General features: G+C 58.6%; 25 protein-coding genes and 1 tRNA gene. 11 read left to right on the plus strand and 15 right to left on the minus strand.

From position 1 onward, the window contains the following. Window positions 1–98 precede the first annotated feature (98 nt). The 4 genes from Q9290_RS05375 to Q9290_RS05390 all read left to right on the plus strand — a co-directional run bounded on the left by Q9290_RS05375 (window position 99) and on the right by Q9290_RS05390 (window position 2,769). Complete coding sequence (locus tag Q9290_RS05375; RefSeq protein WP_306078613.1) at window positions 99–329, plus strand: hypothetical protein; 231 nt, start codon at window positions 99–101, stop codon at window positions 327–329. 36 nt (window positions 330–365) lie between these two features. Then, a complete protein-coding gene (locus tag Q9290_RS05380) occupies window positions 366–797 on the plus strand; it encodes a hypothetical protein (RefSeq protein WP_306078614.1) in 432 nt (143 codons plus the stop codon). A 184-nt stretch (window positions 798–981) separates the two neighbouring features. Next, window positions 982–1,683, plus strand: a complete 702-nt coding sequence (locus Q9290_RS05385; protein WP_306078615.1) for a hypothetical protein — start codon at window positions 982–984, stop codon at window positions 1,681–1,683. 369 nt (window positions 1,684–2,052) lie between these two features. Beyond that, the gene (locus Q9290_RS05390; RefSeq protein ID WP_306078616.1) at window positions 2,053–2,769 is read left to right on the plus strand and encodes a hypothetical protein; all 717 of its coding nucleotides are present in this window, start codon (window positions 2,053–2,055) and stop codon (window positions 2,767–2,769) included. Window positions 2,770–2,926: 157 nt separating this feature from the next. On the opposite strand, the gene xseA is transcribed toward Q9290_RS05390, so the two are convergent. Next, entirely contained in the window at window positions 2,927–4,264 is a 1,338-nt protein-coding gene (gene xseA / locus Q9290_RS05395; protein ID WP_306078617.1) for an exodeoxyribonuclease VII large subunit, read from the minus strand. A gap of 160 nt (window positions 4,265–4,424) precedes the next feature. Between xseA and guaB the strand changes: the two genes are divergently transcribed. Then, a complete protein-coding gene (gene guaB / locus Q9290_RS05400) occupies window positions 4,425–5,888 on the plus strand; it encodes an IMP dehydrogenase (RefSeq protein WP_306078618.1) in 1,464 nt (487 codons plus the stop codon). A 91-nt stretch (window positions 5,889–5,979) separates the two neighbouring features. Continuing rightward, window positions 5,980–7,557 carry a glutamine-hydrolyzing GMP synthase gene (gene guaA, locus Q9290_RS05405; protein WP_306078619.1) on the plus strand — a complete coding sequence of 526 codons (1,578 nt, stop codon included), beginning with the start codon at window positions 5,980–5,982 and terminating at the stop codon, window positions 7,555–7,557. A gap of 224 nt (window positions 7,558–7,781) precedes the next feature. Here guaA and asnB read toward each other — a convergent pair whose 3' ends face one another. The 4 genes from asnB to Q9290_RS05425 form a co-directional block, all read right to left on the minus strand. Further along, the gene (gene asnB, locus Q9290_RS05410; protein ID WP_306078620.1) at window positions 7,782–9,446 is read right to left on the minus strand and encodes an asparagine synthase B; all 1,665 of its coding nucleotides are present in this window, start codon (window positions 9,444–9,446) and stop codon (window positions 7,782–7,784) included. A gap of 191 nt (window positions 9,447–9,637) precedes the next feature. Continuing rightward, the gene (locus tag Q9290_RS05415) at window positions 9,638–10,210 is read right to left on the minus strand and encodes a 2OG-Fe(II) oxygenase (protein ID WP_371930899.1); all 573 of its coding nucleotides are present in this window, start codon (window positions 10,208–10,210) and stop codon (window positions 9,638–9,640) included. 249 nt (window positions 10,211–10,459) lie between these two features. Further along, a tRNA-Ser gene (locus Q9290_RS05420) sits at window positions 10,460–10,547 on the minus strand. A 130-nt stretch (window positions 10,548–10,677) separates the two neighbouring features. Beyond that, complete coding sequence (locus Q9290_RS05425) at window positions 10,678–11,103, minus strand: YbjN domain-containing protein (protein ID WP_306078894.1); 426 nt, start codon at window positions 11,101–11,103, stop codon at window positions 10,678–10,680. A gap of 186 nt (window positions 11,104–11,289) precedes the next feature. Between Q9290_RS05425 and Q9290_RS05430 the strand changes: the two genes are divergently transcribed. Both Q9290_RS05430 and Q9290_RS05435 read left to right on the plus strand, forming a co-directional pair. Next, window positions 11,290–12,153, plus strand: a complete 864-nt coding sequence (locus Q9290_RS05430) for a universal stress protein (protein ID WP_306078622.1) — start codon at window positions 11,290–11,292, stop codon at window positions 12,151–12,153. Window positions 12,154–12,260: 107 nt separating this feature from the next. Next, complete coding sequence (locus Q9290_RS05435; RefSeq protein WP_306078623.1) at window positions 12,261–13,853, plus strand: ABC-F family ATPase; 1,593 nt, start codon at window positions 12,261–12,263, stop codon at window positions 13,851–13,853. 179 nt (window positions 13,854–14,032) lie between these two features. On the opposite strand, the gene Q9290_RS05440 is transcribed toward Q9290_RS05435, so the two are convergent. Continuing rightward, the gene (locus tag Q9290_RS05440; protein WP_306078624.1) at window positions 14,033–14,887 is read right to left on the minus strand and encodes a universal stress protein; all 855 of its coding nucleotides are present in this window, start codon (window positions 14,885–14,887) and stop codon (window positions 14,033–14,035) included. A 308-nt stretch (window positions 14,888–15,195) separates the two neighbouring features. Here Q9290_RS05440 and Q9290_RS05445 point away from each other — a divergent pair, with 308 nt between their 5' ends. Then, complete coding sequence (locus tag Q9290_RS05445; RefSeq protein WP_306078625.1) at window positions 15,196–15,387, plus strand: hypothetical protein; 192 nt, start codon at window positions 15,196–15,198, stop codon at window positions 15,385–15,387. Window positions 15,388–15,448: 61 nt separating this feature from the next. Here Q9290_RS05445 and Q9290_RS05450 read toward each other — a convergent pair whose 3' ends face one another. Genes Q9290_RS05450 through arsS form a run of 4 tightly spaced genes read right to left on the minus strand, consistent with a single transcriptional unit; the run spans window position 15,449 to window position 18,469 of the window. Then, the gene (locus tag Q9290_RS05450) at window positions 15,449–16,246 is read right to left on the minus strand and encodes a sterol desaturase family protein (protein WP_306078626.1); all 798 of its coding nucleotides are present in this window, start codon (window positions 16,244–16,246) and stop codon (window positions 15,449–15,451) included. Beyond that, window positions 16,243–16,848: a TIGR04282 family arsenosugar biosynthesis glycosyltransferase gene (locus Q9290_RS05455; RefSeq protein ID WP_306078627.1), complete on the minus strand. Its 606-nt coding sequence runs from the start codon at window positions 16,846–16,848 to the stop codon at window positions 16,243–16,245. Before Q9290_RS05455 ends, Q9290_RS05450 begins: the two co-directional genes overlap by 4 nt. Beyond that, complete coding sequence (locus Q9290_RS05460) at window positions 16,845–17,501, minus strand: TIGR04283 family arsenosugar biosynthesis glycosyltransferase (RefSeq protein ID WP_306078628.1); 657 nt, start codon at window positions 17,499–17,501, stop codon at window positions 16,845–16,847. The genes Q9290_RS05455 and Q9290_RS05460 overlap by 4 nt, the downstream gene beginning before the upstream one ends. Next, window positions 17,498–18,469: an arsenosugar biosynthesis radical SAM (seleno)protein ArsS gene (arsS, locus tag Q9290_RS05465; protein ID WP_306078629.1), complete on the minus strand. Its 972-nt coding sequence runs from the start codon at window positions 18,467–18,469 to the stop codon at window positions 17,498–17,500. Before arsS ends, Q9290_RS05460 begins: the two co-directional genes overlap by 4 nt. Window positions 18,470–18,637: 168 nt before the next feature. On the opposite strand from arsS, the gene mtnK reads away from it, so the two are divergent. Beyond that, window positions 18,638–19,840, plus strand: a complete 1,203-nt coding sequence (gene mtnK / locus Q9290_RS05470) for an S-methyl-5-thioribose kinase (protein ID WP_306078630.1) — start codon at window positions 18,638–18,640, stop codon at window positions 19,838–19,840. Between the two features lie 141 nt (window positions 19,841–19,981). Here mtnK and Q9290_RS05475 read toward each other — a convergent pair whose 3' ends face one another. Both Q9290_RS05475 and Q9290_RS05480 read right to left on the minus strand, forming a co-directional pair. After that, a complete protein-coding gene (locus tag Q9290_RS05475) occupies window positions 19,982–20,830 on the minus strand; it encodes a universal stress protein (RefSeq protein WP_306078631.1) in 849 nt (282 codons plus the stop codon). Between the two features lie 25 nt (window positions 20,831–20,855). Further along, window positions 20,856–22,340 (minus strand): SulP family inorganic anion transporter, encoded by a 1,485-nt coding sequence (locus Q9290_RS05480; RefSeq protein ID WP_306078632.1) that lies wholly within the window; start codon window positions 22,338–22,340, stop codon window positions 20,856–20,858. 215 nt (window positions 22,341–22,555) lie between these two features. Between Q9290_RS05480 and Q9290_RS05485 the strand changes: the two genes are divergently transcribed. Next, window positions 22,556–22,957: a phosphate-starvation-inducible protein PsiE gene (locus Q9290_RS05485; RefSeq protein WP_306078633.1), complete on the plus strand. Its 402-nt coding sequence runs from the start codon at window positions 22,556–22,558 to the stop codon at window positions 22,955–22,957. A gap of 47 nt (window positions 22,958–23,004) precedes the next feature. Here the strand turns inward: Q9290_RS05485 and Q9290_RS05490 are convergent, their stop codons facing one another. The 3 genes from Q9290_RS05490 to mtgA all read right to left on the minus strand — a co-directional run bounded on the left by Q9290_RS05490 (window position 23,005) and on the right by mtgA (window position 26,235). Further along, window positions 23,005–24,579: a cation:proton antiporter family protein gene (locus tag Q9290_RS05490; protein WP_306078634.1), complete on the minus strand. Its 1,575-nt coding sequence runs from the start codon at window positions 24,577–24,579 to the stop codon at window positions 23,005–23,007. A gap of 138 nt (window positions 24,580–24,717) precedes the next feature. Next, window positions 24,718–25,470: an HAD-IIA family hydrolase gene (locus Q9290_RS05495; protein ID WP_306078635.1), complete on the minus strand. Its 753-nt coding sequence runs from the start codon at window positions 25,468–25,470 to the stop codon at window positions 24,718–24,720. A 90-nt stretch (window positions 25,471–25,560) separates the two neighbouring features. Further along, the gene (gene mtgA / locus Q9290_RS05500; protein WP_306078636.1) at window positions 25,561–26,235 is read right to left on the minus strand and encodes a monofunctional biosynthetic peptidoglycan transglycosylase; all 675 of its coding nucleotides are present in this window, start codon (window positions 26,233–26,235) and stop codon (window positions 25,561–25,563) included. Window positions 26,236–26,286 lie beyond the last annotated feature (51 nt).

Below are 26,286 nucleotides of genomic sequence, written 5' to 3' on the forward strand. Positions count from 1 at the left end.
TACTCTGTCGGGCCGAGGGCTTGAGGCACTCAACACCAAAGTGGCAGAGAGCTTGTTTGTGAATACCAATCTAACTCTTAAAGCGGAAACAGTCTGATATGAATACTTCAGCGGAAGTTGATGAACAACAGCGTGAAAAGGCAGCGCGTGAACAAGCTATGTTCGAGGCGTTAAATAATGCTTCGGTAGTTTATGATTGGTCTGTTCGGGCTCCTATGCATCTATCGACACTTTCAGCATTGGTTCCCACTCTAATTCTTATGCTCATTGGTGTTGCAATGGCTGTTCATATGGATTCTGTGACACCATTTCTACTCGTGTCGCTGTAAGCCATTGTTCTGGGCTGTTTTGTTCGATTTTTATGGTTGTCGGACAAACGCTATCATTATCAATTAACACCCATCGGCATTCGTTACACCATACAGGACGCCATTCCCGAAACGGCGTATCAGGTGGTGCGTGCCTTCGCCTGGGTGGGGGGCGCTGTCTGTATTCTTGCGGTCGGCGTGCTGGGTCCGCTGGCCCTTGTCGGTGCCGGCGGCATGGCATTTCTGGCGTTTGGCATGACGAACTTCAGTAGTCAGATTCGTAATAAATATATTTATTTTGTTGATACTTATAAAGTCAACATTCTCAGAAAACGAGATGTATTCTCACTTGATAGTGTGCCTCTCGAATATCACGTTTTTGGTACTGTTTATTGTGAAAAAGGCAAGATGGATGAAACACTTAATCGAATCCTTCCTTATCTGAAAAACTACACCATCAAGGAAATAAAAAGTTATCGGGACTTGTAAGGTTGGAGCTGACAAGACGAGTTATGGTTCAGCACCCTGGTGCGCGTTACCTATGCGGCCAACCAGGGCCAGCAACAACATGCCTTTACTCTGTCTGGCCGAGGGCTTGATGCACTCAGTACCAAAGTCAAAGAAAGTTTGTCTGTGAACACTAGTTTAATACTTGAAACGGAAACAGTCTGATATGAATACCTCAGCGGAAGTTGATGAGCAGCAACGTGAGAAAGCAACGCGGGAACAAGTCATGATTCATGAATTAAAGGAAGCACCTTTGGTTTATGAATGGAATGTTACGGCGGCTCCCCCGGCAGCCGCAATAGTGATAGCTGTTTTTTCTGGTTGTCTTTTTATTTTTGCTGGCATAGGGCTTGCTGTCGATCATCAGTCATTCATACCTGTTTTAATTTGCACATCAATAGGCTTGTCTTTATCTGGTTTTGTTCGTTATTTATGGATATCAGATAAACACTACCACTACCAACTAACGCCCATCGGCATTCGCTATACCATACAGGACGCCATTCCGGAAACGGCGTATCAGGTGGTCCGGGCCTTCGCCTGGGTGGGCGTGTTTGTGTGTATTCTTGCCGTCGGTGTGCTGGGCCCGCTGGCCCTTGTGGGTGCCGGTGGTATGGCATTTCTGGCGTTTGGTATGACCAATTTCAGCAGCGAGATAAGAGAAGATGAGACTTACTTTTCTGATAATTATGAAGTAAGGGTGCTTAGAAGTAGTAATGTTTTTTCTATTGAGTCTGAACCTTTTAGCTTGATTCACTATGGTCAGTTCTTTTGTGAAAAAGGCAAGCTGGATGAAACACTCAACAGAATTCTGCCTTATCTGAAAAACTACACCATCAAGGAAATTAAAAGCTACCGGGATTTGTGAGCTGCTGTTATGGCAAGATTATATGCTCCGCCATTGGCACCGGGCGTCACCACTAGGGCAGTAGCATAAATAATGCATGAGAGGTCAGCTTTACATGAGAACACCACCCAAAGCCGGCGATAAAAAGAGCATCTTTGGTCTGGCAAACGAGCATTTTCTGGCCCCCTTGCCGGTGCCCACCGGCCGCAAGCCCAGTAACACCATGGGTATGGTATGGCGTATTAATAGTACCTATATGGATGTGAGTGACTGTACCCCCGGTTCAGCGGTTGCAACCTTACACTGTACTCTTGTCTTAACCATTCTAACTATGTTCTGGATCGGCAGTGTTATGGGGGCTGATTTTTTTTCCAGGACTGGCTGGGTTGGATGCTTGTTTTTGGCTTTGTGATTTTCCCGACCCTGACCATCGCTTTTCTTGTATTTGCCAAGCCGCGAGAACCGGTGCGTTTTAACCGCCAGCGTCGTGAAGTCTGTGTGCCCAAGGAAAAGGGAGGCGACTACTGGTATGTTCCCTGGGAAACGGTTAAGGCTTCAGTGGAAGGCTTTAATATGGTCAGTCAGGCGGGGGTGAATAAAAACGGCAGCCTGATGATTGGCTTTCCCAACCCCAATTTTAACGGTGAAGTTAAACTGGGCGGCAATGGCTTCAGCACCAATGAAAACGCCGAACGTCACCTCTGGTTTCCAAACGTGGTACCGGAAGTGGGTACTGGTATGTGGGAGGTGATACGCACCTATATGGAAGAAGGGCCGGAGCACGTTAAGGTTGATACAGAGGATTTTACTGTTCAGAAGGAAGGTATTCTTGAGGCTTACATTAAGGGTGTTAAGAAATCGATAGCTAAACGCGGCTGGTTCAAGGCGTTTTTATGGGATGGCATTTTTGGCCTGATATTGTGTAATACCTTGCTGGTGGATTACATCTATCGTAAGCATCTGAACCCGCCTCCTGATTTAAAGGGTGAAAGAGTCCAACAATGGTCAAAGCCCCTGCCCAAGGAGCAATGGGCCAGTCGCTCTCCCGAGCTGGAGCAGGCCATTCAAGAGCGCGAAGCCGAGCTGGCCAGGCAGTCGGCAGCGTAAGGCATTTCCATGAGAACACCACCTATTACGTGAGTAATACCCCAATTATTCCCTCTTGGGCCTGTTTGTCAGAGCGCAGGCCCCCCATGATCTGTTTGATCCCAGCAGCAAACGCGAAGCCAGGCAATGCAGTTAGCAGATGTTACACAACCATTAATCACCTTGTTGATGCAACACGGCTGATGATCTCGCCATTGGCCAGCCGGGTGGTGATCAGATCATTTTCTTTCAGCTGCTCTGCATTGGTGAGCACTTTGTTGTTGTGCAAAGTGATGCTGTAGCCCCGGGAGAGGGTGGCCAGGGGGCTCATGGCGTGCAGCCGGGAGCCGGCCAGCGCCAGTTGATGTTCGAGGTGGTTCAGTCTGGCATTCAGCGCGGCATGCAGCCGTTGCTCCAGGGTGTTCAGCCGCTCGGTGCTGTAAGCCAGCCGTTGGCCGGGGTGCTGGTGCTCAAGGCGCATTGCTGCCTGATCGGCCCGCTGCTGCGCCTGCTCCAGTCTGCGGCCCATGGCTCGCTCCAGCCGACGTTGCAGCTGGTCTAGTTGCTGCCCTTGCTGCTGCAGGCGCTGACGCGGATGCTGGCGTTCCAGCCGTTGCTGTAATTGCCGCAGCCGGTTGTGCCGATCGGCAAGCAGGCGTTGCATGGCTTGCCCCACACGCTGGCCCTGTTGTTGCCATTGCCGCCGCTGCACGCCGCTGTCCTGGCTGATGAGCTCGGCAGCAGCAGACGGGGTAGGGGCGCGCAAATCGGCCACCAGATCACTCAGGCTTACGTCCACCTCGTGGCCCACGGCGCTGACCACCGGCAGGCGGGAGGTGGCAATGGCGCGCACCAGGCGTTCATCGTTAAAACACCATAAATCTTCCAGTGAGCCGCCGCCCCGGGCCAGCAACAGCAGATCGGTCTCATTGCGCCGGTTGGCTTGATTCAGGGCATGAATGAGCTGCGGCACGGCGCTTTCGCCCTGTACCTGACTGGGGTAGAGGATCACTTCCAGTTGCGGCGCCCGGCGGGCCAGCACGGTAAGAATGTCGTGCACCGCTGCACCCGTGGGGGAGCTGATAATACCAATGCGCGCCGGATGGGCCGGCAGCGGCCGTTTGCGCTCGGCGGCAAACAGACCTTCGGCGGCGAGCGCCGTTTTCAGCGCCTCGAACTGCTGCTTGAGCAGACCTTCACCAGCGGGGGCCAGGGTTTGTGCCACCAGCTGAAAGTCGCCTCTGGGCTCGTACAGCGTAACCTTGCCGAAAATCAGCACCTGATCGCCGTTTTTTGGTCGAAACCCCACACTGCGGTTGTTGCCGCGAAACATGGCACAGCGCAGCTGCGACTGGTTGTCCTTGAGGGAGAAATACCAGTGGCCCGAGGCCGGCATGGCCAGGTTGGAGATCTCGCCGGTGAGCCAGACCGCCCCCATGTCGCCTTCCAGCAGCAGCCGGGCATGGCGGTTAAGGCGGCTGACGGTGTAAATGTTGCTCAACGTTTCCTGCTGCAAAATCACCTCTGTTAAGTATTTTTATTTGAAAGTAAAGGCGGTTGGGGAGAATTTTTCGTCTTATCGGCCAAAATAACAAAAAATCGCTTTACCCGGAGGAGGCGAGTGCCTAAAATTCTTTGGCAATATTTTTACCCCCCAAACTATGGTGAATATTGCGATGCTTAGGATTGCCCAAGACGCCCTGACCTTTGATGATGTACTGCTGGTCCCAGCCCATTCCAACGTGTTGCCCAACACGGCGGATCTTCGCACCCGGCTGACCCGGGAAATCAATCTTAACATCCCCATCGTATCCGCCGCCATGGACACAGTGACCGAAGCCGATCTGGCCATTGCCCTGGCTCAGGAAGGCGGCATTGGTTTTATTCACAAAAACATGTCCATTGAGGCCCAGGCCGCCCAGGTGCGCAAGGTTAAGAAATTCGAGAGCGGCATGGTGTCCGACCCGGTCACCGTGTCTCCCGACATGACCATTGCCGATGTGCGTGAGCTCACTCGTCAGAACGGCTTTGCCGGTTATCCGGTAGTGGCGGCCGACGGCGAGCTGGTGGGCATTATCACCGGTCGCGATGTGCGCTTTGTACAGGACATGAGCAAGGCGGTGCACGAAGTCATGACCGACAAGAGCCGGCTGGTCACCGTGCCCGTGGGTGCCGGTCGCGATCAGGTAGAGGCCCTGATGCAGCAGCACCGCATTGAAAAAGTGCTGGTGGTAGAAAGCAACGGCCGCCTGGCCGGCATGATCAGCGCCAAGGATTTTCAGAAAGCCGAAAGCAAGCCCAACGCCTGTAAGGACGACAAGGGTCGCCTGCGCGTGGGTGCCGCTGTGGGTGCTGCTCCGGGCAACGAAGAGCGCATTGCCGCTCTGGTGGCCGCCGGCCTCGACGTGCTGCTGATTGACTCTTCTCACGGTCATTCCGAAGGTGTGCTGCAGCGCATTCGCGAAACCCGGGCTGCCTATCCCGATCTGCAGATCATCGGTGGCAACGTGGCCACCGCTGCCGGTGCCCTGGCCCTGGCCGAGGCGGGTGTAAGTGCGGTGAAGGTGGGCATTGGTCCCGGCTCCATCTGTACTACCCGTATCGTGACCGGTTGTGGAGTACCGCAAATCAGTGCCGTGGCCAACGCCGTGGAAGCGCTGAAAGATCTCGGCATTCCGGTGATCGCCGATGGCGGCATTCGCTTCTCCGGTGACATTTCCAAGGCCCTGGCGGCCGGCGCCAACTGCGTGATGATGGGCTCCATGTTTGCGGGTACCGAAGAATCTCCCGGTGAAATCGAGCTGTACCAGGGCCGTTCGTTCAAGTCTTATCGTGGCATGGGTTCACTGGGTGCCATGAGCAAGGGCTCAAGCGATCGCTACTTTCAGAGTGATAACGCTGCCGATAAAATGGTGCCGGAAGGCATTGAAGGCCGGGTACCCTATAAGGGCAAGCTGAAGGAGATCATCCACCAGCAAATGGGCGGTCTGCGCAGCGCAATGGGACTCACCGGCAGTGCCACCATAGATGACCTGCGCACCAAGGCAGAATTTGTTAAGATATCCGGCGCGGGCATTCAGGAGTCACACGTGCACGATGTGACCATTACCAAGGAAGCGCCCAACTACCGGTTGGGTTGATCCCGGAACGCGACGAACGGGGGCTGGTCCCCCGTTTTTCTATTGCCGTCTGCTCCCCCCACAGGCGGTGTTTGTAACGAGTAGGAAGACGATGAGCAAGAACATTCACGACAACCGGATTCTGATCCTGGACTTCGGCTCCCAATACACTCAGCTGGTGGCACGTCGTGTGCGCGAACTGGGCGTGTATTGTGAACTGTGGGCCTGGGATGTCACCGAGGAGCAGATCCGCGACTTCAATCCGAACGGTATTATTCTGTCCGGGGGGCCGGAGTCGGTCACCGAGGAAAACAGTCCGCGGGCGCCGGAATACGTGTTTAATGCCGGTGTGCCGGTGTTCGGCATTTGTTACGGCATGCAGACCATGGCCGAGCAGCTGGGTGGCGCTGTGGCCGGCTCCAGTGAGCGGGAGTTTGGTTACGCCCAGGTTCAGCGCGTGGCTGACTGCGCCCTGTTCGCCAACATTGAAGATGCCGTTGATGAAAATGGTAACGCCCTGCTGGACGTGTGGATGAGCCACGGCGACAAGGTTGTGGCCCTGCCCGAAGGCTTCCACAAGGTGGCCCAGACCGGCAGCTGCCCGTTTGCTGCCATGGCCGACGAAACCCGTCATTTCTATGGTGTGCAGTTCCACCCGGAAGTAACCCACACCCGTCAGGGTGCACGCATGCTCGAGCACTTTGTGCGTGACATCTGTAAATGTGAGGCGCTGTGGACCCCGGCTTCCATCATTGAAGACGCCGTAGCCCGCATCCGCGAGCAGGTGGGCGACGATGAAGTGATTCTGGGTCTGTCCGGCGGCGTGGACTCCTCCGTGGTAGCCATGCTGGTGCACCGCGCCATTGGCGACAAGCTGACCTGTGTGTTCGTGGACAACGGCCTGCTGCGCCTCAACGAAGGCGAGCAGGTAATGGAAATGTTCGGCGACCACTTCGGTCTGAACATCATCAAGGCCGACGCCGAAGAGCGCTTCCTCTCTGCCCTGGAAGGTATCGACGAGCCGGAAGCCAAGCGCAAGGCCATTGGCCGTGTGTTTGTGGAAGTGTTCGACGAAGAGTCCAAAAAGCTCAAAAACGCCAAGTGGCTGGCCCAGGGCACCATCTATCCGGATGTAATTGAATCTGCCGCCTCTGCCACCGGCAAGGCCCATGTGATCAAGTCTCACCACAACGTGGGCGGCCTGCCCGACGACATGAAGATGGGACTGGTTGAGCCGCTGCGCGAGCTGTTTAAAGATGAAGTGCGCCGCGTGGGCCTGGAGCTGGGTCTGCCTTACGACATGCTCTACCGTCATCCTTTCCCGGGACCGGGTCTGGGCGTGCGGGTGCTGGGCGAAGTGAAGAAGGAATACTGCGACCTGCTGCGCCGGGCCGACGCCATCTTCATTGAAGAGCTGCGCAAGCACGATCTGTACAACAAGGTCAGCCAGGCCTTTACCGTGTTCCTGCCGGTACGCTCCGTTGGCGTGATGGGCGATGGCCGCAAGTACGACTGGGTTGTGTCGCTGCGTGCGGTAGAAACCATCGACTTCATGACCGCCCACTGGGCCCACCTGCCGTACGATTTCCTGGGCCATGTGTCCAATCGCATCATCAACGAAATCGACGGCATCAGCCGCGTTGTATACGACATTTCCGGCAAGCCGCCCGCCACCATTGAGTGGGAATAAGGCCGGTTATCGGTGAATAAATGATAAAAGCCCCTGCAGTGCAGGGGCTTTTTGTTATGGAGCGGCGACAAGTCTGGCAGTAGGTTGCCGATGAACGCAGCGCAACATAAAGCTGGCTACGGCGTTTTATTGCAGGCTTGGCGTCGCCTGTCTCTGGATCTCCGCCTTCGCGGAGATGACGGTGTGTTGTATGCCCGGCGTAAGCCGGGCACAAACATACGTATTCAGTAAGACTGGCTGTGCACGCCCTTTACTGCCCGGCCGGATGGGTCGGCCATGTTTTTCCATTGCTCGTCCCATTCCAGGGCGGTGGGGGTGGAGCAGGCTACCGAGGGGCCGCAGGGCACGCACCGGGCGGCGGAGTCCTGAGGAAAATGGCCTTCAAAGATGGCGCGGTAGTAATAGGCTTCCTTGCTGGTGGGGGTGTTGAGCGGAAAGCGGAATGCCGCTGTGGCCATCATCTGATCGGTGACCTGCTCTTCCACCAGCGCCTTCAGGCTGTCTATCCAGGAATAACCCACACCGTCGGAGAACTGCTCCTTCTGGCGCCAGGCCACTTCATGGGGTAACAAGTCTTCAAAGGCTTCCCGCAGTATGTGCTTTTCCATCTTGCCGTTAACGCACATTTTGTCGGCGGGGTTGAGACGCATGGCCACGTCCATGAACTCCTTGTCGAGGAAGGGTACTCTGGCCTCTACGCCCCAGGCCGCCATGGATTTATTGGCGCGCAGGCAGTCGAACATGTGCAGGGCCTGCAGCTTGCGCACCGTCTCTTCGTGAAAGGCTTGAGGGTCTGGCGCCTTGTGAAAATACAGGTAGCCGCCAAAGAGTTCGTCGGAGCCTTCACCGGAAAGCACCATTTTAATGCCCATGGCCTTGATGCGCCGGGCCATCAGATACATGGGGGTGGAGGCGCGCACCGTGGTGACATCATAGGTTTCCAGGTGGTAGATCACCTCGCGCAGGGCATCCAGGCCTTCCTGCACCGTGTAGTGCAGCTCGTGGTGCACTGTGCCCAGCTCGTCCGCCACCTTGCGGGCGGCAATCAAGTCCGGCGCGCCTTCCAGGCCAATGGCAAAGGAGTGCAGCCGGGGCCACCAGGCCTCGCTGTTGCTATCGTCTTCAATGCGCTTGTCGGCATAAAGCTTGGCCACGGCCGATACGATGGAGGAGTCGAGCCCGCCCGAGAGCAGAACGCCGTAGGGCACGTCACACATCAGCTGGCGCTTCACCGCCGCCATCAGCGCCTCCCGCAGCTCACTTACGCTGGAGGTGTTGTCCTTCACCGCGTCATAGTCTTCCCAGTCGCGGCGGTAGTAGCAGCGGGGCTGGCCTTCCTTGCTGTAAAGCAGGTGTCCCGGTGGAAACTCGCTGATGGTTTTGCACACCGGGGTCAGCGCCTTCATTTCGGACGCCACATAGAAGTTGCCGGCTTCGTCATGGCCGGTGTAGAGCGGAATAATGCCCATGTGATCCCGGCCAATCAGGTAGGCGTCGTTTTCCTCGTCGTAGAGCACAAAGGCGAAGATACCGTTGAGATCGTCGAGAAACTCCGGGCCCTTTTCCTGATAAAGCCCCAGGATCACCTCGCAGTCGGAGTGGGTCTGGAATTCAAAACCGCAGGTCAGCCCGGCTTCCAGCTCCTTGTGGTTGTAGATTTCGCCGTTCACCGCCAGCGCCTGGGTGCCGGCGGGGTTGAGCAGCGGCTGGGCACCGCTGTCGAGGCCGACGATGGCCAGCCGCTCATGCACCAGAATGGCCTTGTCGTTGCTGTAAATGCCCGACCAGTCGGGGCCCCGGTGGCGCAGCAGCCGCGACAGCTCCAGCGCCTTTGAGCGCAGGACGGCGGGGTCGGACTTGAGTTCCAGAATACCGAAAATGGAGCACATAATGTTTTCCTTAACGAGGTGAGCCGCATGTCTTCAGGTTGACAGAGGATGGCCGGCGTGAAAAGTGAAAATAACGAAATCTCACAATAAAACCGATCCTGATGGCGTTTCGATAATTAAATTATCTGAAAACGATATATCGTCAATAACTGTGGTTGTTTAACCACCGAAACCTTAAAAACAGCAATGCGCTACAGCCTGAGTACGGGCGCTACCGGGTCGTCGATGCGAAACCAGCCGGCAATGCTCAGTCTCTGGCGGCGAGCCGGCAGCACTTCGTGAGGAAAGCGCTCCGACAGAAAACACACCAGGGTGCCGCCTTCGGGCATTACCCTGTGGCTGGGCTGCGCGCCCTTTTCAGCATAGATCAGCAGCTCACCACCCTGATCCGCCTGCCAGTCGTTGTTGAGGTAGAGCACGGTCGTTACCCGGCGGTTACTGCGGCCCCGAAAGGCATCCAGGTGTTTTTTGTAAAAGTCGCCTTCGTCATAACGGGCGTAGTGGCACTCGTAATCCCGTAGCCCCATAAACAGCTCGCGGTTAAGGGATTGCTGCAGTCCGGCCATCAGCGCCAGGTAGTCCTGCTGGGGCGGGGTGGTGCCGTCCAGCCAGCGGGTCTTGTCGGTGCGAATGCGTTCGTTGTTGTGGTGAGCATGCTCCCGGCCAATGCCGGCGGGAGTGAGCTGCCAGTCGGGCAGGGTGGCAAAGTCCCGGCGCAGGGCGGCGGTCTGGGCGGGGTTGAGAAAACCGGGAAAAATCCCCATGCCGGGGCCGGCAATGGCCTCGGTGATATCGTCAAAAACGCAAGTGCTAAGCGGCGCTGTGTTCAATGGCAAAACCCTCCTATGGAGCGCTTATGTACACCTTCAACAACGCGGGGAACAGCGAGAAAATTTTCCCGTCAGAAAGAGTGTTTTAAAAGATAGTGCCAAAGGAACAGGGCGGGGGCAACGCAGAAAAAAATTGCTCATACGAAAAGAGCCCGCGCATTGCTGCGCGGGCTTTCAAAATGCTGGCGGTGAAGGAGGGATTCGAACCCTCGATACGTTGCCGTATACACACTTTCCAGGCGTGCTCCTTCAGCCACTCGGACACCTCACCACATTTTTTGTTGTTGCCCTCTGGGCTTTGCCCTTGGGAACGGGGCGTAATGTACTGGCAGCAGCGGACGGGTTCAAGCATTTTTGGCCGCTCGCCGTTCAACTGCCTTATTAGTGTTCAGTCTGCCGGCTTAGTGCACAGCCGCCGGCATTTTCTGCGGCTCGTCCTGCATCAGATAGCCCAGTTCACCCAGCTCCTGCACCAGCTGATGGGTGGCCATCATGGTCTGCTGCACGATCCACTGAAACTGGTGCTGCTCCATGCCGGCCTGAGTGTGCAGGTAGTCGGCCACAATCAGCCGGGGCAGGTTGTCGTCCACGATGTCGACAAAAACCTTCAGGCTGGGGTAGTTCATGTTCAGCCGGCCCAGATCGGCCATCAGCATCAGCAGGGCGGTGGGGCGAATTTCTACTTCGGTAGTGAGAATGGCATCTTCATGCTCTACAAACAGCCGGCTTTCCAGCACGCCGTCCAGCCCCTGCAGCTCGGCGAGGTGAATGCCATGACAGTTCTCGCAAATGTAATGGTCGATGTGGCCGGCAACCAGCCAGCGCATGGCAATTTCTGCTGTTAACACGTGATGTCCCGATAAAATAAGGCTTGAAGGGGCGATATTGTAAACCAAAGCCGGTACGCAGGAAAATTCAAAAGCCCTGTCAGCCTGGTTGCTTTTTCCGCAGAAAGGGGGAAAGCTGCCAGTAAGACTCAGTGATATCTCATGTCAGTGAAAAAGGATGGATCAATGAACGTATTACTGGCGGCAGTGGATTTGCAAACGGGTTCGCAACGGGTAGTAGCACGGGCGGCGGAGCTGGCGGCAAGGTTAAAGGCGCGGCTGCATCTGGTGCATGTCATTGACGAAGCCATGGTGCTTTACGAGCCCATGGTCGAAATTTCGGTGCGCCGGCGGCTGCAGCAGGGGGCCACCCAGGCTCTGCAACAGCTGGTAGACGGGCTTCCTGCCGGATTAAGGGCCAACATTGAGCGCCATGTGCTGCTGGGCAAGCCGTCCCAGACCCTGGCACGCAAGGCCACCGACCTGCAGGCGGATCTGGTGCTGGCGGGCAGGCAGCACCAGGAGCCGGTGCAGGAACTGTTTCTCGGCACCACGGTGGAGCGGTTGCTGCGCCACTGCACCATGCCGGTGCTGGTGGTAACACAAAGCGAGACCGAGCCCTACCGCCAACTGGTGGCCGCCACGGACTTTTCCCGCAGCTCTCACCATGCCTTGCGGGCCGGGCTGGCGCTGGCGCCCGATGCCGGTGTCAGCCTGGTGCACGTGTTTGAGCCGCCTCTTCTGCTGGGCCTGTTGCGTCACGACCCCCTGCATACCGACAGCCTGATGAACCATCAGAAGACGCGCATTGAGCGCGAGGTGAAAGAGGAAATGGCGCATTTCATCGCCGCCGAAGAGCACGACCGCATCGACACCCGTATTTTGTCGGGGGAGGTCAAACAGGCGATCACCGCTGTGGTAGAGGAGACCAGGGCCCAGTTGCTGGTGCTGGGGTACCACGGCCGCCAGGGCATCAGTCGTTTGCTTGTGGGCAATCTGGCCATGAGCTTTCTCAGTGCGCCTCCCTGTGATGTGCTGGTGGCCCGTTAGGCGCTGTTTAATTTATCAACAACCTTTGAACTTTCTTCCGGCCGCCGGTATCCTTGGCGGCCGTTGGCGTTATGCCGTTCCCTTCTTTACTACAGCGAGTTTGTTTCTTGATTTCCACCAACAACATCACCATGCAGTTCGGCGCCAAGCCGTTGTTCGAAAATATTTCCGTCAAGTTTGGTGACGGCAACCGCTATGGCCTGATAGGCGCCAACGGCTGTGGCAAGTCCACCTTTATGAAGATTCTGGGCGGGGATCTGGAACCCAGTGCCGGCAACGTGAGCCTGGATGTGAACGAGCGTATCGGCAAGCTGCGCCAGGATCAGTTCGCCTACGAGAATGAGCGGGTGCTGGATGTGGTGATGATGGGGCACGTGGAACTGTGGGCCGCCATACACGAGCGCGACAGCATTTACGCCAACCTGGAAGCCAGCGACGAAGACTATATGCGCGCGGCCGAGCTGGAAGGCCTGGTGGCGGAATACGACGGCTACACTGCCGAAGCCCGGGCCGGCGAGCTGCTGCTGGGGGTGGGCATTCCGCTGGAGCAACATCAGGGCCCCATGAGCGAAGTCGCACCGGGCTGGAAGCTGCGGGTGCTGCTGGCTCAGGCGCTGTTTTCCGATCCGGACGTGCTGCTGCTTGACGAACCCACCAACAACCTGGACATCGATACCATTCGCTGGCTGGAAGGGGCGCTGAACGAACGCAACAGCACCATGATCATCATCTCCCATGACCGTCACTTTCTGAACAGCGTCTGCACGCACATGGCGGATCTGGACTACGGCGAGCTGCGCGTGTATCCGGGCAACTACGACGATTACATGCTGGCCGCCACCCAGGCCCGGGAGCGGCTGTTGGCCGACAACGCCAAGAAGAAGGCGCAGATCGCCGAGCTGCAGTCGTTCGTGTCCCGCTTTAGCGCCAACGCCTCCAAGGCGCGCCAGGCCACTTCCCGTGCCAAGCAGATCGACAAGATCAAGCTGGAAGAGGTGAAGGCGTCCAGCCGTCAGAACCCCTTTATTCGCTTTGAGCAGGACAAGAAGCTCTACCGCAACATTCTGGAAGTGGAAGGCGTGGCCAAGGGCTATGGCGAGGCGCCGCTGTTCAAGAACCTGAGCATGATGGTGGAAGTGGGCGAGCGCATCGCCATTCTGGGCACCAACGGCATCGGTAAATCCACCCTGGTGAAAACCCTGGTGGGTGAGCTGGCGCCCGACAGCGGCACCATCAAGTGGTCGGAAAACGCCAGCATCGGTTATTACGCCCAGGATCACGCCGTGGACTTCGACGTGGATCTCACCGTGTTTGAGTGGATGAGCCAGTGGCAGCAGGAAGGCGACGATGAGCAGACCGTGCGCTCTGTGCTGGGCCGGCTGCTGTTCAGCCAGGACGACATCAAGAAAAAGGTGGGCGTGTTGTCGGGGGGTGAGCAGGGCCGCATGTTGTTTGGCAAGCTGATGATGCACAAGCCCAACATTCTGGTGATGGACGAGCCCACCAACCACCTGGACATGGAATCCATTGAATCGCTGAACATGGCGCTGGAAATGTATCCGGGCACCCTGATCTTCGTGTCTCACGACCGGGAGTTCGTGTCGTCGCTGGCCACCCGTATTCTGGAACTGAGTGAAAACGGCATTCGCGACTTCAGCGGCAGCTACGACGACTATCTGCGCGAGCAGGGCGTGCTCTGATCTGTCTCGCCACCCCTGAATTTTCTTTCGTCACTCCCGCGAAGGCGGGAGTCCAGTGCATAGTGTCATGGATGTTCATTTTGCGGGAGTGACGAAGAGCAACACGATTTCAAAAGCAATCACAACAAAACGCCGGGCATTGCCCGGCGTTGTTGTCTTTATTCAGCGCACTCAGTGCATTAGCGCAAAATCAGCATGGGTTTATGGGACTCCTGCAGCATCAGATCGGTAATGCTGCCCAGCAGCCACAGGCGAATGCGGGAGTGGCCGTAGGCGCCCATTACCATCAGATCCATGTTCTGCTTTTCCTGGTAGGCCAGCAGGTTTTTCTTCACTTCACCCTGCAGCAGGGCGGCGGTAGCCTTGTGTCCCTTGTCTTCCAGCAGCTGGCGTGCCGCTTCAAGCTGGGCCTTTTTCTCTTCGCTGGGGCCGGCCACCATCACCACGTGACACTCCAGCCCCTTGAACAGGGCCGAGTCGGCAACGTATTCCACGCACTTGCGGGTGGTATCGCTGCCGTCAAAGGCGATCATGATGCGCTGGGGTGGCGAATAGTCCCCGTCGGTCAGCAGCAGCGGCTTGTCGGTGGTGCGAATGACCTGTTCAACGTGGCTGCCCAGGCGCTCCGGGCTGTCGTCTTCGTTGTTGCCACGGCGCCCCAGCACCACCAGATCGGCATAGTCGTCATATTGCTCCAGTGCCTGTACCAGACGACCTTCGCGGGAAATGGTGCGTGGCGCGGGATAGCCGGCCTGCTGAATGTGCTCGCTGGCCTGCTCAAGGATCAGTTTGCTCTGCTCCCTGGCCAGTTCGGCCCGTTTCTTGTCAATGTCGGCAAGCTCTGCCTGCACACTGTCCTGAGCGCTGAGGCTGGAAGCCGCACCCATGTTGTAAAGCAGGGTGGGCTCGGGCTTGTGGGTGACGTTCAGCAGCACCAGAGAGGCGGAAAGTTGCCGGGCAGCCCAGGCCGCATAATCGCAAACGCAGGCGGTGTGTTTGGAACCGTCGATACCGGCCAGTACATTGGTGCTCATCTTTTTTATCCTGATAGGTAATTGACATTAAAAAGAATTGCGGGGGCTTTGTGATCAGCACTCTAACACAGTTTGCACCCAGTGAAACAAAGGATAGCAAGGACCGTCGGTTTTATTGATTCAGAACAAATGGAGCGATGTGCCAGGTTGCTTAGTTGAAAAGGTTATGTAAAAAAATGAAACAAAATTGATCCTAATCAAGTCGAATATAGTAGCCGAAATATATCGGCTTGGGGTTGTGCCCCTCGCATGGTCGGGCTGATTGCAGTTGTGTGGCTTATGGCCCGGCACCAAAAAGGAGAATTATTATGAAGACCGTCATGTCAGTCATGCTTGCCGCCGTGTTTGCGTTGAGCATGGTGCCGCTTCATACCAATGCCGCCACGGCCAGCCAGCCGTTTGCCGACACGTATTCCTCCCGTGGGGACGGTATCGATAATCGTACGTGTAAAATGATGAAAAAACAGGGTAAGAAACTGCCCGGTTTCTGCCGTCCCTGATATTCATCCCTTTCCCACTCGAGCATAAATCAAAGGAGCCGTTACGGCTCCTTTCGTTTATTCAGGAACCCGTACGACGAAACGGCTGGATCAGCAGTTTTAACAGCGTGCGATCAACGGGAGTGCGAAATTCCTTCAGGCCCAGCCGCATGCCGAGGTGACCATCCCGGGGCTGGGCGCGGTAGGTGCCCAGCCAGCGATCCCAGCAACTAAGATTGAAACCAAAGTTGCTGTCGGTTTCTTTTGGATAGACAGAGTGATGCACCCTGTGCATGTCGGGAGTGACCAGCAGCCGTCGCACCAGGGCATCAAGGCGAGGCGGCAGGTAAATATTGGCGTGGTTAAACAGGGAGGTGGCATTCAGCAGCACTTCAAACACCAGCACCGCCAGGGGCGAGGCTCCCAGCAGCATGACACTGGCCAGCTTGATGGTCATGGACAGCAGAATTTCCAGCGGATGAAAACGCACGCCCGTGGTCACGTCCAGCTCGGTGTCGGTGTGGTGCATGCGATGCAGCCGCCACAGCAGCGGCACCCGGTGAAACAGCCGGTGCTGCCAGTAGATGATGAAATCCAGGATCAGTACCGTCAGAACCAGCGCCAGCCACCCGGGAAGGTTAAGCCAGGGCAGCAGCCCCCAGCCCCGGCTCGTGGCCAGCAGCGCTGCCCCCACGGCGGCCAGCGGAAACAGGGCCCGCACCAGCAGGGTATTGAAACCGGCCAGCGCCAGATGCCTGAGCCAGCGCCGCCAGCGTTTTTGTTGTCGTGGCCGGCGAGGGGCGGCCTGCTCCCACAGCAGGAACAGCAGCAACAGGCCGGCAAAACTGCCCAGCCGCAGCCAGGGTTCAAACTCGTTCATAGCCAGCGCCCCGGCAACAGAAACAGATCCCCCGGCTCATCAATATCCTGCAGGGTTTCGCCCTCACACCAGTGCCAGCCCAGGGCGTCAAGCCGCTGGCGGGTTAACTCCGCTACCCGGTCGGTGCTCCAGGGCATGTTGTCGAACAGCGCGGCAGAAAACCGGCGCTGGCCCAGCAGGGCATAGCCGCCGTCGGCGGTGGCATGCAGCAGGGCGTCGTAACCGGCAAGCCGGGTCGCCGCCCGTTGCAGCAGTGCCGGGCACAACTGGGGGCAGTCGGTGCCCACCAGCAAGACCGCCTCATTCTGCGTCAGGCCACGCCTGGCCGCCCGGGCCATGCGGGCGCCCAAATTGCCCTCACCCTGGCCACTTGGCTCTAGGCCTGCCGGCAGATGAAAGGCTCTCCAGTCGGAGTGGGTGGGGGCCGGGCTCATGCACAACTCCACCGGGCCGATATCGGCGGCCAGGGCATGCGCGAGTGTGCTGTTCAGCATGGTGTGAGCCAGGCGGGCGGCCCCCTCGGCGCCCAGCGCCGGGATCAGCCGGGTTTTGGCTTGGCCGGGCAGGGGCGCCTTGGCAAAAATCAGAAGGCGGGTCGTCATCGGTACTGTGCCGCCAGCTGTTCGGGATCGGCGCCGCGCCAGTAGGCAAAGCGCAGGCGCCACATCAGCCAGATGGTTCGCCACAGGCCGTTCTGCTCCCAGCGCCGGCCGGAGGTGCGCACCCGTTGCCGCAAACAGGCCGGCGGCCCCTGTTTTTTAAGGCGCTTGCTGAGCTCGATGTCTTCCATCAAGGGCTGCTCGGGAAAGCCGCCCACTGCTGAAAAGGTACTTTTACGCATGAACAGGCCTTGATCACCGGTGGCGATGCCGCTCAGCCGGGAGCGCAGGTTCATCAGCCTGCCTATCACCGCCAGCATGGGCTGGCGGCCCTGCAAGATCACATCGAACCGGCCCCAGTGATGGCGTTGCAGCGCGGTGGTGACAAGCTCCGCCGCCCGGTCGGGCAACAGCGTGTCGGCATGCAAAAACAGCAGGCACTGGCCCCGTGCCGCGGCGGCACCGGCGTTCATCTGCCGGGCCCGGCCGGGCCGTGAGGGAATAACCCGTGCGCCCAGGCGCTGGGCCAGCCGGGGCGTGTCATCGGTGCTGCCGCCATCCACCACAATGACTTCGGCATGCGGCGGCAGGGCCTTCAGGGTCGCCGGAAGGGTGGTGGCTTCGTTGAGAGCGGGAATAATAATGCTGAGGCTCATGCTGGCCCCTCGTCATGAAGGGCGCCGCCGCAACTGCTGCCCTGACCGGCGGTGCAGCCATGGCAGTGGCCCGCCACCCGAATAGCACAGCCCACGTAATCCTGTTGCAGCAGGTCTTCAAGGTGGGGCCGGCCTTCACCGGCAAGCGGCAGCTCGAGCTGCTGGTTGAAGTCGCAGTCATACAGGTAACCCTGCCAGTCAACGCTGATCAGGCTTTTGCACATGACATTGGTCAGGTTGTCGGCGCTGAAGTTGTCTTGTAGCAAGGTCATGTAGTCGTGAAACTGGCGTTTGCTGATGAGGTAGTCGCCAAAGCGCTTGATGGGCATATTGGCCAGGGCAAACAGCTGATTGAACTCAATGTCGAAGTGGCGCTTCAGCTGGTGCCGGTAGGCCGCTTCCAGTTCCGCTTGAGGTGGTGGCAGGCTGGGCCCCTGAGGGTTGTACACCAGGTTCAGCACCAGATCTGAGCCGGGCTTGCCGTAGCCCAGCCGGTTGAGCTGTTGCTGTGCCAGAATGCTTTTATCAAAGCTGCCCTTGCCCCGCTGCCGGTCGACATTCTCCATGGCATAGCAGGGCAGGGAGGCCACCACTTCTACCTGGTTTTCCGCCAGAAACGCCGCCAGGGTTTCCTGCCCCGGCTCCAGCAGTATGGTGAGGTTGCAGCGGTCAATCACCCGCACGCCAAGGGCGCGGGCCTGACGCACCAGGTGGCGAAAGCCCGAATGCAGCTCGGGGGCCCCGCCGGTGAGATCCAGGGTGGTAATGCCCCTGGCCTGCAATACCCGGGGGATCAGCGCCAGCGTTTGCTCGTCCATCATTTCGGTGCGGTGAGGCCCGGCGGCTACGTGGCAGTGCACGCATTTCATGTTGCACCGGTAACCCAGGTTCACCTGCAGGGTGTCGAGGCGTTCACGCCGGATCGGCGGAAAGTCGGTCTGCTCCAGCAGCGGCAGGGTGTCACGCATAACAAGGCTCCGTCGGCATGGCTGTATTCATTAGTGTGGCGGGCGAGGGGGTTTCTTACAAAAAGGTAGCAGGGAGAATGAAAAAGGTTCATTTGAACCATTTTTTTGTGATGCCGCCTTCTATAGTGGAGGCAGTCATGATGAAAAGTACATCCTCGGAGGAGTTAGATGACCGCCTACCGCATTTTTAGCCTGCATGATGCCACCGACTTCGCCCGTCGCCATTACTCGGGATTTGCCGCCGACAGTGCGCTGACCGCCGAGGAAGTGGGAGACGGCAACCTCAACCGGGTATTCAGGGTGGCGGATGCCAGCGGGCGAGGGGTGATCGTCAAGCAGGCCCTGCCTTACATTCGCTGCATTGGCGAAGACTGGCCACTGACCCGTCACCGGGCCGCGCGGGAAGCGCAAGTTCTGCGTCGCCACGGCGAGCTCAGCCCCGCAGGTACGCTGGCGCTGCTGCATCACGACGACGAGCTTTCGGCTCTGCTGCTGGAAGATCTCACCGGCTGGCGCGTGTGGCGGCAGGCGCTGCTGGCGGATCACGAACCCGTGAGCGTGGCAGACGCGCTGGGGCGGCATCTGGCGCGGGTGCTGTATGGCACTTCCGACTTCCACCTGCCTTCGGCACGCAAACGGGCCGAAGTGACACGGCTGGCCAACCCCGAGCTGTGCGAGACCACGGATACGGTGTTTTTCAGCGATCCCTACCAGGATCATGAGCGTAACCGGGTGCCGCCCGGGCTTGAAAGCGACGCCGCCGAACTGTGGGCTGATCGGGCCTTGAAGCACAGGGTGGCGCATTTGCGGCTGCGCTTTCAGTGTGACGCCCAGGCCTTGCTGCACGGGGATCTGCACACCGGCTCGGTGTTTGTGAAAGAGGGGGAGTGCCGGGTGTTTGACGCCGAGTTCGGCTTTTACGGTCCCATGGGGTTTGATCTGGGCCTGGTGATGGCCAACCTGATGCTGAACTTTTGTGGCTGGCCGGGGTGGGGCAATGCCAAAGACGCCGAGCAGGCGCGCTTTACCCGGGTGGAAGACATTCGCCGGTTGTGGAAGGCATTCAGTCAGGAGTTTGTGGCGCTGACAAAACACACCGCATCGCCTCTGATGGGTGAGCCCGCCTTTGTGGCCGAGTTTGTGCAGCAGGTGTGGCAGGACAGCCTGGGTTATGCCGGTACAGAGCTTGTTCGTCGTACCATTGGTATTGCCCATGTTACGGATCTGGATGACATTGCCGACGATGCCCGAAGAGAGCGCTGCCAGCGCCGGGCATTGTGGCTGGGCAGGCGACTGATCCTGGACGCCACCGCACTAAGCCCGCTGGGCCTGTGCAGCTGGCTCAGGCGCATGGCGGCAGAAGGGGAGTGAATCACCGGGAGTTGGGTTGAACTCGCTCCCACGCTCCAGCGTGGGAGTGTATATATTGTTTGCGGGAGCGGGTATAACCAAAGCGCGGTATGCATTCCCACGCGGAGCGTGGGAACGAGCAAACAGCGCCTCGAAGAGGCGCTACCGCAAAATCAGCAGTGGCGCCCTGGCGTCCCGGATCATGGCGGTGGTGGTGCTGCCCACCAGCCACTGGCGAATGCGGGAGTGACCGTAGGCGCCCATGATCATTAGATCCACGTTCTGCTGTTGCTGGTAGTCGGTGAGCGCCTTGCCGGCCTCGCCGGGCACAATGGCGATGACCGCACTGATCCCTGCCTGCTCCAGCAGCTGCCGCGCCCATTCCAGCTGGGCCCGGTTGTCGTCGGTGTCGGCACCGGCCAGCACCAGGTGCAGCTCCAGGCCCTTGAACAGAGGGCTTGCCGCCAGCATTTCCACGCCCTTGCGGGTGGTGGCGCTGCCGTCAAAGGCCAGCATGATTTTTTGCGGGGCGCGAAATTCGCCCAGGGTCACCAGAATGGGCCGGTGCAGGGCACGGATCACCTGCTCTACATGGCTGCCCAGATGAGCATGAGCCGAGGCCTCGCCGTGGCGGCCCAGCACCAGCAGCCGGGTGTCGGGCTCAAGCTCCACCAGGGTATCCACCAGGGCGCCGTGGCGCTGCAGGGTATCGGCGCTGGTTACGCCACTCTTTACCGCGCGCTCCCTGGCCGCGTCCAGCATCAGCCGGCCCTGCTCCCGGGCCAGTTTGCCGCGTTTGGCGTCCAGCTCGGCCAGCTCGGCCAGCAGATGCTCCTGGCTGCCAAGGCCAATGCTGCCACTCAAATCACCCTGCACCGGGCCGGGCTCTTTATCGAGCACATGCACCAGGGTCAGGGGGGCGTTCAGGCGCTGGCTGGCCCAGCCGGCCCAGTCGCATACCGCCGCCGCGTGGCCGGAGCCGTCGATACAGGCCAGTACTTGTTCGGTCATTGTCGGTTCTCCCGTGTCGTTGGCATCAGTGCCCCATCAGCTTTTCTACCGCCTGCGGATCGTTATGCACAGCAAAGCGATCAACAAGTGTGGCGCTGGCCTCATTCAGGCCGATAATCTCCACTTCCGTGCCTTCCCGCTTGAAGGTGAGTACCACCTTGTCGAGAGCGCTGATGGCGGTAATGTCCCAGAAATGGGCGCGGCTCAGATCGATACGCACCTTGTCTAGCACTTCCTTGAAATCAAAGGCGGCCACAAACTGCTCGGCAGAGGTAAAGAATACCTGGCCCACCACCTGGTATTCTCGGTTGCCATCGGTGGTTTTTTCCGAGCCAATGTAGAGGATCTGGCCCACCTTGTTGGCAAAGAACAGGGCGCTGAGCAGCACACCCACCAGCACACCCCAGGCCAGGTTGTGGCTGTACACCACCACCGCCACCGTGGCGATCATCACCAGGCTGCTGCTCTTGGGCAGGGTACGCAGATCACGAATGGAGGCCCAGCTGAAGGTACCGATGGACACCATGATCATCACCGCCACCAGGGCGGCCATGGGAATTTGCGACACCCAGGGGCCGAGGAACACCACCAGAATAAGCAGCACCACACCGGCCACCAGGGTGGACAGCCGGCCGCGGCCGCCGGACTTCACGTTGATCACCGACTGGCCGATCATGGCGCAGCCGGCCATGCCGCCCAGCAGGCCGGTGGCGATGTTGGCCAGACCCTGGCCCTTGCACTCGCGGTTTTTGTCGCTCTTGGTGTCGGTGAGATCGTCCACTATGGTGGCGGTCATCATGGACTCCAGCAGACCCACCACCGCCAGTGACAGCGAGTAGGGGAAGATAATGGCCAGGGTCTCCAGGTTCAGGGGCACGTCCGGCCACAGGAACACCGGCAGGGTGTCGGGCAGCTCACCCATATCACCCACGGTGCGCACGTCGATGTTGAACATCATGGCGACAATGGTCAGGCCCACAATGCACACCAGCGGCGATGGCAGCAACTTGCCAATGCGCGGCACCAGCGGCAGCAGATAAATAATGCCGAGGCCGGCAAGGGTCATGGCATAGACATGCCAGGTGACGTTGGTCAGCTCCGGCAGCTGAGCCATAAAGATCAGAATGGCCAGGGCGTTAACGAAGCCGGTAACCACGGAGCGGGACACAAAGCGCATCAGCTGGCCCAGCTTCAGGTAGCCGATGACAATCTGAAACAAGCCACACAGCAGGGTGGCGGCCAGCAGGTATTGCAGGCCATGCTCTTTCACCAGGGTGACCATCAGCAGGGCCATGGCGCCGGTGGCAGCAGAGATCATGCCCGGGCGGCCGCCGGCAAAGGCGATGACCACCGCCATGCTGAAAGACGCATACAGGCCGATTTTGGGGTCGACGCCGGCGATGATGGAGAAGGCGATGGCTTCCGGGATCAGTGCGAGCGCCACCACCAGACCGGCCAGCACGTCGCCCTTGACGTTAAAGAACCAGGTTTGTTTGAGCTTGGGGATCATTGCGGTTTCCGAATTGTGGGTCGATGGCCTTTCGGGAAGCATGAAAATGCGGGTGCGAAAGCCGGATTGAGTCGCGCGCAGACGTTATGCAGAATTTTCATTAAAACGTTATTTATTGTAAGCGTCGCGATTTTGAGAGCGGGTATTATAGGGATCCGGTCGGGGTCGAACAAGATCAGCACCCATACCGATTTCAATCAACAGGGAGAACATGAATGAGTGATAACAGAATGCTGGGCAGCCGTGCACTGGATATGATGCAGCATATCGGCCTGATCATCGTGGCCATTGCCACTGTGGTGGCGGTGGCACTGGAGGTGAACACCATGTGGCAGGCGCGCAATGTGTCGCTGGCAGACCTGCTGCTGATGTTTATTTACCTGGAAGTGCTGGCCATGGTGGCCATTTACCTGCGTTCGGGCAAGCTGCCCATTCGCATTCCGCTTTATATTGCCATAGTGGCACTGGCCCGTTACCTGATCCTCGACATGAAGGGCATGGACAACTGGCGGCTGATCACCGTGGCCGGCGCGGCCCTGGTGCTGGCCCTGGCCATTCTGGCCATTCGCTTTGGCCATGCCAAATACCCCTACGACAAGGAAGAAGGCGGTCACTAAACCGCCGGGATCAGGGACAAGGATTTCCCGGTCCCCAGTCCCTGACATTACCCGGTGTGCTCAATCACATGGCGGGCAAAGCCGCTGCCTGCTTCCTCGTAGATATTGAACACCTCGTCGGCTCCCAGCTCACGCAGCTGGGCCCCTTCTTCCGGATAACGAATAATGGCCGCCACCCGGCCGGTGAAGTTGGCGTGGCGAATCTGCTCCAGGGCATACAGGTTACCGGCGTGGTTGGGCATGGCCAGGAAGATGTACTCCAGCTGACTGCCGATGTTGGCCTTGTCCCAGAAGTCCGAGTCGGACGCGTCGCCCTTGATCACGTTGATATTGAGCTCTTTCAGCAGCGGAATCTTTTTTTCGTCCGAGTCAATGCCCACCAGCTTCTTGCCCGGGTTCATGCCTTCCAGCTCCATGTAGGCGCCCTGGCCGATTCGGCCCATGCCCACGATAAGAATATTGGCATCGCCCAGGTGAATGGGCATGTCGTCGGGATGCAGCTCTGCCGGATCCTGGGGCGTGAGCCGGTGCATAAAGCGGCGATAAATGTTTTCGTTATTGGCGTTCAGGGGCGCCGAGGCCACAAAGGAAATGGCCAGGGAGATGGACGCCACAATCACCCAGTCGTTGCTGAGCATGCCCTGCTGAGCCGCCAGTGCCGCCACGATCAGGCCGAACTCGGAGAAGTTGCTCAGGCTGAGGGTGGCCAGCAGCGAGGTACGGGGGCGCAGGTAGCTGCGTTTGTACAACTTGTAATAAATAACGCTTTTCAGGGGCAGCACCAGCAGCAGCAGCAGCGAAATCCACAGGGTGTCCATGGTGGGCATGCCGTTCAGGCCAATGTTCAGGAAAAACGCCACCAGAAACAGCTCTTTCATGTTGAAGAACGACTTGGCCAGTTCGGGTGAGCTGTAGTGGGAGGCCAGCATCATGCCGATTACCAGCGCCCCCAGATCGCCCTTGAGGCCCACCAGCTGAAAGCCGCCGTAGCCCACCACCAGCGCCAGAAACACGGCGAACAGGGTTTGCAGTTCGCCGTGACCGGCCCGCTCCAGAATGCGGCAGAAAACCGGCCGCAGCAGCGGCAGCACCACCAGCAGTGCCAGCGCCCAGGGGCTGGGCATTTTACCGGCGGAGATACTGAGAAAGGCCACCGCGAACAGGTCCTGCATGACCAGCACACCGATGGCGACCACACCGTAAAAGGTGTTCATGTCGCTGCGCTCTTCCAGCACCTTGACCGCAAACACCGTGCTGGAAAAACTCAGCGCAAAGGCCATGACCATGGCCTGTTGCCAGTGCAGCTCCTGAGCCAGGGCAAAGCCGAGGGTCTTGATACCGAGCAGCACCAGGGTAAACAGCGCCGTGGACGAGACAATGTGCCCGCAGGCGGTGCCCCACACCTCCTTGCGCAGCAATGTCTTGATATCGAGCTTGAGCCCGATGCTGAACAGCAGCAGGGTCACGCCCAGATTGGCGAGGGTGTCGAGGGTGACGTTGGGCTCATAGCCCATGGCATTGAGTACGAAGCCGGCTGCCAGAAAGCCGATGAGCGGCGGCAGGCCAATCAAATAAACAATGAGGCCGCAGCCAAAGGCGACAGCAATAAAAACGGGATCCATGATGTGCTTGTTATAGGTTGTAACCGACTCCTGTGGTGGGGCTATAGTCGGTGTTCAGGCCGCACCTTGTCAACAAAGGCGGCCAGTTTGAAGCCGGTTTTTGCGAAAGGGGGACCTTGTTGAAGGCCCGGGTGAGCGTCAGAACAAATCGATGTCGTTCACCGAGCCGTAGATGTGCTGAGGCCGGAACGGCATTTTGTCGATGTCGGGCACCTGGCTGACGCCGGTCAGCACCAGTATGGTTTCCAGCCCCGCCTGAAAACCGGCAAGAATGTCGGTGCGCAGGTTGTCGCCCACAATCAGGGTGTTTTCCGAATGGGCGTCCATGTGGTTGAGGGCGGCACGCACTATCCAGGCACTGGGCTTGCCCACGTAAAACGGCTTTTTGCCGGTCATACGTTCGATGGGGGCGCACAGGGCACCGCAGGCCGGGTGCATTTGCGGGCCGTGAGTGTCCGGGTTGGTGGCGATAAAGCGGGCACCGTCGGCCACGAAGCGGGCGGCCATCTGGATCATGCTCCAGTTGTAATTGCGGGTTTCGCCCACCACCACAAAGTCGGGATCAATGTCGGTAATGGTAAAGCCGGCCTTGTACAACTCGTGGATCAGTGCCCCTTCACCGATGACATAGGCCTTTTCACCGCTCTGGCGCTTGAGAAAGTCGGCGGTGGCCATGGCCGAGGTGTAAAAGCAGCTTTCCGGCACCTCGATGCCCGCCGAGTAAAAGCGGTTTTGCAGATCCTTGGGGGTCTGTGCCGGATAGTTGGTGAGGAACAGCAGGTTCATGTCCTGCTCCAGCACGCGACGCACAAAGGCATCGGCGCCGGGAATAAGATCGTTGTTGTGCAGTATGACGCCGTCAATATCACAGATCAGGTTGTTTTTTTGCATTGGTGCTCCTTGTGCCGGATTCTCGTGCCGGCCTGGTTCCCACTGTGTTGCCAGAATATGACAGTTTCATGACCGCGGGAATGGCTTTTGTCATTTGCCGATGCAGTCAAGCCAGCCGCCCAGGCCATTAATGCGCCGGGAAATGGCAGCCGCGCGTCCTTGCACATAGGCCGAAGGCCGGCCGGCTGAAAAACGTCGGGGATTGGGCAACACTGCCGCCAGCAGGCTGGCCTGCTGGCGGTTAAGTCGGGCGGCGGAGGTGTTGAACCAGGCTCGGGCGGCGGCTTCGGCGCCATAAATCCCGGGGCCGAACTCGGCAATGTTGAGATACAGGGTAAGAATGCGCTCTTTGGGCAGCAGCCACTCCAGCATGGGCGTATAAAGCGCCTCCAGGGCCTTGCGGGTGTAACTGCGCCCCGGCCATAAATACAGGTTTTTGGCGGTCTGCATGGTAATGGTGCTGCCGCCGCGCAGCCGGCCCCCTTCGGCGGCTTCGCTCAGCACATCGCCAAAGGCGTCCCAGTCAAAGCCGTGATGGCGGCAGAACTTGTTGTCTTCCGCGGCGATCACCGCCATTTTCAGCTGATTGGAAATGCGCGAGGCGGGCTGCCAGTCCTTGTGCAGGGGTTCGCCCTCAAACAGTCTGATCACCATCAGGGGCGTTACCGGAACGGGCACGAAGCGGTACAGCAGGGTCAGGGCCAGCGGCACCAGCAGTAACAGAATGGCCAGCCATCGCAGCAGGCGCTTAAACAGGGTGGTCATGAATAGGCAATCTCTTGGTCACGGGCAGATCACGGTTTTCAAATTTGTCCC

This window comes from Oceanimonas aquatica (assembly GCF_030732065.1).
GTDB lineage: Bacteria > Pseudomonadota > Gammaproteobacteria > Enterobacterales > Aeromonadaceae > Oceanimonas.